Here is a 6890-nt window from a genome sequence, read left to right as displayed (position 1 = left end):
CCCGGGACCCGGGCGACGGTGACCGAACAGCGGCGGGCTCGGGCGTGCTTGGCGACGTTGGCGAGGGCTTCGGAGACGACGAAGTAGGCGACGGCCTCGACGGTGGGGCCGGGGCGTTCGGCGAGGTCCACGGTGAGTTCGACGGGCAACGGGGCGCGGGCGGCGATCCCGGAGAGGGCGGCGTCGAGGCCGCGGTCCTCCAGGACGGCTGGGTGCAGGCCCCGTACCAGGTTGCTGAGTTCCTCGATGGCCTCCTTCGCCTCGCGGTGGGCCTCGTCGATGACGGCCTTGGCCTCGGGCGGGAGGTCCTGGAGGGTGGCGCGGGCGATGCCGAGGTTCATGGCGAGGGAGACCAGGCGCTGTTGTGCGCCGTCGTGCAGGTCGCGTTCGATGCGGCGGCGTTCGATGTCTGCGGCGTCCAGCACCCCGGCGCGGCTCTCGGCGAGGTCCTCGACGCGCCGCTGGAGTTCGCGGGCCCGGTTGGGGCCGAGGAGGGAGGCGGCGGCGAGGGCGTCGAGCCGGGTCAGGAGCGCCGCCATCCAGGGTGCGGCGAGCAGCATGAGGGCGCCGCCGACGGTGAGGAGGTCGTACTGGCGGGTCCAGCCGAAGTCGGGGAGTTCGCCGTCGGAGGGGAGCATCCAGACCCAGGCGTAGGCGGAGGCTCCGGCGAGGCCGCAGGCCCAGGTGAGCACGAGCAGGCCGGCCCCGAGGGCGGCGAGCGGGCTGACGGCGAGGTGGTAGGCGTACTGGCGCCGGGTCGCCTCGGAGCGCAGCCGTTCGGACAGTCCGCGTACGGTGCGCCAGGGGTGGGTGTGGACGACGGGCGGTACGTCCAGGCCGAGCAGTACCCGGAAGCGGCTGCGCTGGAGCTTCGTCAGCAGCGGGGAGAGCGCCAGGCAGAGCAGGAGCGGGAGGGCGGTGCGGCCGGGTGCGGCCACGGTCAGCAGGAGGAGGCCGGTGGCGACCGGCAGCGCGGGCGGGATCGCCGCGACGCTGAAGGCCGTATTGCGCCAGGCCCAGGCCGACCACGGGGTGTGCCCCACGGTCCAGGTGTACGAACGCTTCAGGGCGTCCCAAGTTGCCATACCCGTACGGTAATCGCACAGGTCAGGGGGGATGCCACCACCCTGGTGCCCGGTGGGGGGTGTACCTGGCACCACCCCGGGTTCGGACGGTGGGGCTACTGATCGCGGCGGCGCCGGCGGACAGAGTGGTGGTGTGCCCGGCGGACGGACCGCCGGCCCGGAAGGAGACCCGCCGCCATGGCCCTCGCCGCCCCTCGGTTCCCGGCCCGCCGCCCCGCCGTCGCCCTGCGTACGCCGGCCGGCCGGGTGTGGTCCGGCTGGGCGGGCCGGCGTCCGCCCCGGCCGGCCACGGTGTTCACCGGGTGCGGGCTGGCGCTGCTGCCGTGGATGGTGGTGCTGGCGGGGACGATGCCGCGGACGGCCGAGGTGTCCAACTGGTCCGCCGCCTGGATAGGCCTCGACGCGATGCTGGCGGCCGGGCTGACCGGGACGGGTCTGCTGCTGCGCAAGGGCGATCCGCGGGTCGCGCCGGTGGCGGCGGCGACGGCGGCGCTGCTGGTGATGGACGCCTGGTTCGACGTGACCACCTCGGCGGGGACCGGCGGGCAGGGCCTGGCGCTGCTGCTGGCGGCCGGGGCGGAGCTGCCGCTGGCGGTGGCCTGCGCGGTGGTGGCCGCGCGGCGCACCGCCTGAGCGGCGGGAGCGGGCCCGTTACTCGATGACGAGCTCGACGGGGATGTTGCCCCGGGTGGCCTTGGAGTACGGGCACACCTCGTGCGCCTGCTTGACGAGCAGGGCGCCGGTCTCCCCCTCCAGGGACTCGGGCAGCTCGATGCGCAGGGTCACCGCCAGGCCGAAGCCGGTCGCGTCCTGGCCGATGGAGGTCTCGGCGGTGACGGAGATGTCGCCGGTGTCCACCTTGGCCTGCCGGCCGACCAGGCCCAGCGCGCTGGCGAAGCAGGCGGCGTACCCGGCGGCGAAGAGCTGCTCGGGGTTGGTGCCCTGGCCGTTGCCGCCGAGCGCCGGGGGCATGGCGAGCGCGAGGTCGATCTGGCCGTCGGAGCTGACGGCGCGGCCCTCGCGGCCGTTGGCGGTGGCGACGGCGGTGTACAGCGCGTCCATCGGGAGGTCCTTTCAGAGGGGCGGGGCGGCCGGTGGCCGACCCTCGACCACAAATAGAGCACACAATTCAGTTGTGCACAACTCAATCGTTCACAAGGCGGCTCGGGTAGACTGGTGCCCATGACCGAGCAGCCCACGACCGAGCAGCGCGGCGCCACCCTCCGCGACGAGGACTTCCTCCGCCTCGACGGGCAGATCTGCTTCGCGCTGGGCGCCGCGAACCGCGCCTTCGGCGGGCTCTACCGGGTGATCCTGAAGGACCTGGAGCTGACCTACCCGCAGTACCTGGTGATGCTGGTGCTCTGGGAGCACGGGACGATGCCGGTCAAGCAGCTCGGACAGCACCTGCGGCTCGACTCGGGCACCCTCTCCCCGCTGCTCAAGCGCCTGGAGGCGGCCGGCCTGATCCGCCGCGAGCGCAGCACCGAGGACGAGCGGTCCGTGCACGCGGTGCTCACGGAGGAGGGCGCCGCCCTGCGGGAGCGGGCGGTGGAGGTGCCGCGCCGGATCGCGCGGGCCACCGGATTCGAGCTCGCCGAGATCCGCGAGCTACAGGAACGCCTCGGCCGGCTCACGGCCGCCCTGGACGCGGCCGTGGACTCCGTCGGCCGGGACTGACGGGGGTGCCAGCCGGGACTGACGGGGGTTTCCGGGCCCTGGACGCGAGGACCCGGTCCCGAGTACCCAGACCTCCGACCGGTCGCACACTCCAGGCCCACGGCCCGGAACTCGGGCCTCACACCTCCGCGCGGCGCTCCATCGCCGGGCGCAGGCGCTCCAGCAGGGCATAGAGGGTCGCGCCCTCCACTTCGTCCAGGGTGTCCAGCGCCCCGTGCGTGGCCTGCATCTCCTCGCGCACCCGCCGCATGGTCTCGCGCCCCTCCTCGGTCGCGACGACGTTCTTGACCCGGCGGTCCCTCGGCTCGGGCTCGCGCCGCACCAGCCCGCGCGCCTCCAGCCGGTCCACGATCCCGGTGACGTTCGAGGCGTCGCAGGCGAGCAGGGAGGCGAGGCCGCGCATGGGCACCGGGCCGTCGAGCTGGGCCAGGACCTTGGCCTGGGTGGAGGTCAGCCCGTACCGGGCGGCCGCGGCGGCGAAGTCCCGCCACTGGGCGGTGCCGATCGCGGCGAGCAGTTCCAGCAGTTCCAGCTTGGCGGGGCGGCGTGTCGCGGTGGTGCTCATGACCTCGGACCATACTCGAGGATCGTTGACATTATCAACCTTTTACTTGACCACCTTAACTATCCCTGGCTACCTTCGGAGAAGTACTTGATGACATGAAACATCTGCGTCCTCAAACAACCGACGCAGGACTCCGAAGCACCGAAGCACTGAGAAGGTCCCCGCAGCCATGAGCTCCGCCGCATCCGCCCCCGCAGAAGGCAGGAACGGGAACGAGACGGTCATCGTCTTCGCCCTGAGCCTCGCCGCCATGGTCGTGTCGATGATGCAGACCCTGCCCGTCCCGATCCTGGGCCTGATCCGCAACGACCTCGGCACCTCCACCGCCAACGTCAGCTGGGTCACCACCGCCACCCTGCTGTCCGCCGCCGTCTTCACCCCCCTGCTCGGCCGCTTCGGCGACCAGCACGGCAAGAAGCCCACCCTGGTGGCCGTCCTCGGTGTGATGGTCGCGGGGTCCGTGGTCGCGGCGCTCGCGAGCTCGCTGCCGCTGCTGATCCTGGGCCGGGTGCTCCAGGGCGCCGCCACCGCGATCTTCCCGCTGGCCCTCTCCGTCCTGCGCGAGGAGGTCCGTCCGCAGAAGCTCCCCGGCGCGATGGCGCTGGTCAGCGGCACCCTCGCGTTCGGCAGCGGCCTGGCCCTGGTCGCCACCGGCCTGCTGACCTCCGGTGAGGGCGCCGACTACCGCAACGCCTTCTGGATGGCCACCGGCTTCGCCACGCTGGCCCTGCTCGCCGTCGTCTTCCTGGTCCCGGCGACCCGTCACAAGACCGGCGGCCGTACCGACTTCCTCGGCGCGCTGACCCTGGGCATCGCCCTCCTGCTGCTCCTGCTGCCCATCTCCCAGGGCCACGAGTGGGGCTGGTCCTCCGCCCGCACCCTGGGCAGCTTCGCCGGCGCCGCCGTGATGACGGCCGTCTGGGTGCTGGTCGAGGGCAAGGTCGCCGAGCCGCTCGTCGACATGAAGATGTTCGTCCACCGCCCGGTGCTGATGGCCAACCTGGCCGGCATCCTCGTCGGGTTCGGCATGTTCGCGAACTTCCTCGGCGTCTCCTACCTCGTCCAGATGCCGCAGAAGCTCACCGGCTACGGCTTCGACGCCTCCATCCTGCGCGCCTCCGTCCAGTTCCTGCTGCCCGGTGCCATCGTCTCGCGCTCTCCGTCGCCGCCGCCCTCGGCGCCGCCGGCTTCGGGTGGCTGGCCCTCGACCACGGCCACACCGCCTCGGTCATCGGCGCGGGCGTCGTCGTCGGCGCGGCCGTCAGCTTCGGCTACGCGGCCATGCCCGCCGTGATCATGTCGAGCGTCCCGCACCACCAGAGCGGCATCGCCAACGGCATCAACTCGATCTCCCGCTCCACCGGCAGCGCGATCGGCAGCGCCATCGTCACCACGATCCTGGCGTCCAAGACCATCGAGCACCTCCCCAAGGGCGTCCCGCCGCTGCCGGCCGAGTCCGGATTCACCGTCACCTTCTGGATCGGGGCCGCCGCGTTCGCGCTGGTCGCCCTCATCAGCTGGCTGGGACTGCGCTCCGGCCACGGCCCGCGCACGGCCGTGAACGCCGGTTCGGGCGCCGCCGCGAGCTCCGCTCCGCAGCCGGCCGCGGAGACCGCCTCCGCCCGCTGATCCCCGTACGCACCCCGCCGCTGCCCCCGGTCCCGAGGACCGGGGGCAGCGCTGTTCTCCGGCCCGGAACGGCCCCGGACCCGCTTCGGCGCGGCTTCGGCCCGGCTGCGGCGGCAGGCCCCCGCACACCCTCGGCGAGGCGTTGTCAGTGGGGCTCGCTAGTCTCCCGACATACCGCAGCCAGGCAGGCGTTTGAGCCTTCCTCAGGGCTGCGCAAGATGGTTTTCGGACAGGCGGAGGGGCACGGCTGATGGCTTGGCTGGCGTTGGACGAGGGGTACGAGGTCTCCCTCGTGGAGGGGCGGGTCGCGGTACGACGGCCCGCGGGGCGGCAGTTGAAGACGGTCCCCAAGGCGCTGCGGGACCATCCCGAGGTGGACCGGCTGCGCCGGCTCGCCGAGTGGCTCGACCGGCACGAGGCCGCCTGCGCGGCCCAGGTCGACGGCTGGATGGTCTCCTCGCTGCCGGTGCCGACCGCCCTGCTGGCCCGGGTCTGGCGCGACGAGGCCTGGCAGGCCGCCCTGCGCGACCTGGCCGTCGTCGGCGACGGCGACCCCGACGAGGTGGGCTTCCTGCGCGACGCCACCGACGCGGGCGAACTCAAGGTGGTCAACCTCGACGGCGAGACCGTACGCCTCTCCCCGCGCACGGTGACCCTGCCGCATCCGGTGCTGCTGCCCGACCTGGACGACGTACGGGAGTTCGCGGCCGAGCTGGACATCACCCAGCGGGTGGAGCAGATCCACCGGGCGACCTGGACCCGGCCCGAGGACGTCAAGGAGTCCGCCACCGAGGTACGGGACTACGCGGGCGGCAAGTTCCCCTCCCGGTTCAGCCTCGCGGCCCGCGCCACCGGCCTCGGCTACCGGGTCTCCGGCGGCTACGCCACCTGCCGGGTCCGCGACGGCGGCCGGGCGGTGGAGGCTGCCGTGTGGATCGGCGAGCCCTACTGGGAGGACGAGTCGGAGACCGGCGCCCTCAGCTGGCACGACGAGGAGGGCCGGGCCGTACGGCTCGGCGAGGTCGGACCGGTGGCCTGGTCCGAGGGGATGCGGATGGCCGCGGCGCTGTACGCCGGGCGCAAGATCGAGGAGGGCGGGAACGCATGAGCACCGAGACCAGCACCGAGACCACCGGCACCGGCACGCGGACGGCGAGCTCCGAACTGCTCGCCGCCGGCGCGGTCCTGCCCGCGGACACCGCCGACGCGGGCCCCGGGGCCGTCCCGCTGACCGCCCGGACGTACCGTCACCCGGCGCTCGGGGACGAGCGGGTCGTCGTCCGGCTCGCCGCGGCCGAGCTGGGCGCCGCCGAGGACCTCGCCGCGGGCTTCCTGGGCCTGGTGCCGGACGGCGAGCCCGCCGTCGTCGGCCTCGGCCGCCGGCAGGCGCTCGGCTTCCCCGAGTGGGTGCTCGTGCACCACCCCGAGGACGGGCACCACGCCCTCGCCCTGGTCCCGGAGCTGGACCGGCTGGCCCGGCAGGCGAAGACCAAGCCCAAGGCCGCCCTCGACGCCTGCACCGAGATCTCCGAGCGGCTCGCCGCCTCCCTCCCGCACTTCCTGCCCGTCTTCCTGGAGCAGGCGGCCCGCGTCTTCCTCGCCGTCGAGAACACCACCTACGCCGCCCAGCTGTTCGGCCGGGCCCGCGCCGCCGAGGCCCGCTACGGCCTGGCCGTCGACGAGGACCGCCTCGACGCCGTCTTCCTGGAGTTCGCCCTGGCCGGCGCCCTGCCGGTCAAGGTGCTCACCGGCTACGGCAAGGAGCTCGCCCAGCGGGTCTCCCCCGCCGAGGCCTTCACCCGGTTCCGCCGCCTGTGCGTACGCCGGACCGCGGGCGGCCTCGCGCCGTCCGCGCAGGCCACGACCGAGCTGCGCCGCCTCGCCCGGGCGGCCGGGCTGACCGGCAACCTGCCCGAGCAGGAGTACCTGGC

6 protein-coding genes and 2 pseudogenes are annotated in these 6890 nt (G+C 73.7%); 5 read left to right on the top strand and 3 right to left on the bottom strand.

What is annotated here, in order from left to right:
• A partial coding sequence (locus VR44_RS32265) for a sensor histidine kinase (RefSeq protein WP_094192057.1) occupies positions 1-1085 on the bottom strand: 1085 nt, incomplete at its 3' end.
• A gap of 177 nt (positions 1086-1262) precedes the next feature.
• Here VR44_RS32265 and VR44_RS32260 point away from each other — a divergent pair.
• A complete protein-coding gene (locus VR44_RS32260; RefSeq protein ID WP_052713936.1) occupies positions 1263-1718 on the top strand; it encodes a hypothetical protein in 456 nt (151 codons plus the stop codon).
• Positions 1719-1736: 18 nt separating this feature from the next.
• Here the strand turns inward: VR44_RS32260 and VR44_RS32255 are convergent, their stop codons facing one another.
• On the bottom strand, positions 1737-2147 hold the full coding sequence (locus VR44_RS32255; RefSeq protein ID WP_045951177.1) for an organic hydroperoxide resistance protein: 411 nt from the start codon (positions 2145-2147) through the stop codon (positions 1737-1739).
• A 120-nt stretch (positions 2148-2267) separates the two neighbouring features.
• Here VR44_RS32255 and VR44_RS32250 point away from each other — a divergent pair, with 120 nt between their 5' ends.
• Positions 2268-2765, top strand: a complete 498-nt coding sequence (locus tag VR44_RS32250; RefSeq protein WP_045951176.1) for a MarR family winged helix-turn-helix transcriptional regulator — start codon at positions 2268-2270, stop codon at positions 2763-2765.
• 118 nt (positions 2766-2883) lie between these two features.
• Here VR44_RS32250 and VR44_RS32245 read toward each other — a convergent pair whose 3' ends face one another.
• Positions 2884-3330, bottom strand: a complete 447-nt coding sequence (locus VR44_RS32245) for a MarR family winged helix-turn-helix transcriptional regulator (protein WP_045951175.1) — start codon at positions 3328-3330, stop codon at positions 2884-2886.
• A gap of 169 nt (positions 3331-3499) precedes the next feature.
• Between VR44_RS32245 and VR44_RS32240 the strand changes: the two are divergent.
• The 3 genes and pseudogenes from VR44_RS32240 to VR44_RS32230 all read left to right on the top strand — a co-directional run.
• Positions 3500-4959 (top strand): annotated as a pseudogene (locus VR44_RS32240) (MFS transporter).
• Positions 4960-5209: 250 nt separating this feature from the next.
• Positions 5210-6067: a DUF4132 domain-containing protein gene (locus VR44_RS32235; protein WP_045951174.1), complete on the top strand. Its 858-nt coding sequence runs from the start codon at positions 5210-5212 to the stop codon at positions 6065-6067.
• A pseudogene (locus VR44_RS32230) lies at positions 6064-6890 on the top strand (DNA-binding protein); the annotation flags it as partial. The gene VR44_RS32235 and the pseudogene VR44_RS32230, both read left to right, overlap by 4 nt.

Source organism: Streptomyces katrae (genome assembly GCF_000966975.1).
Taxonomy (GTDB): domain Bacteria; phylum Actinomycetota; class Actinomycetes; order Streptomycetales; family Streptomycetaceae; genus Streptomyces; species Streptomyces katrae.
This window is presented reverse-complemented; position numbering and strand designations above follow the sequence as displayed.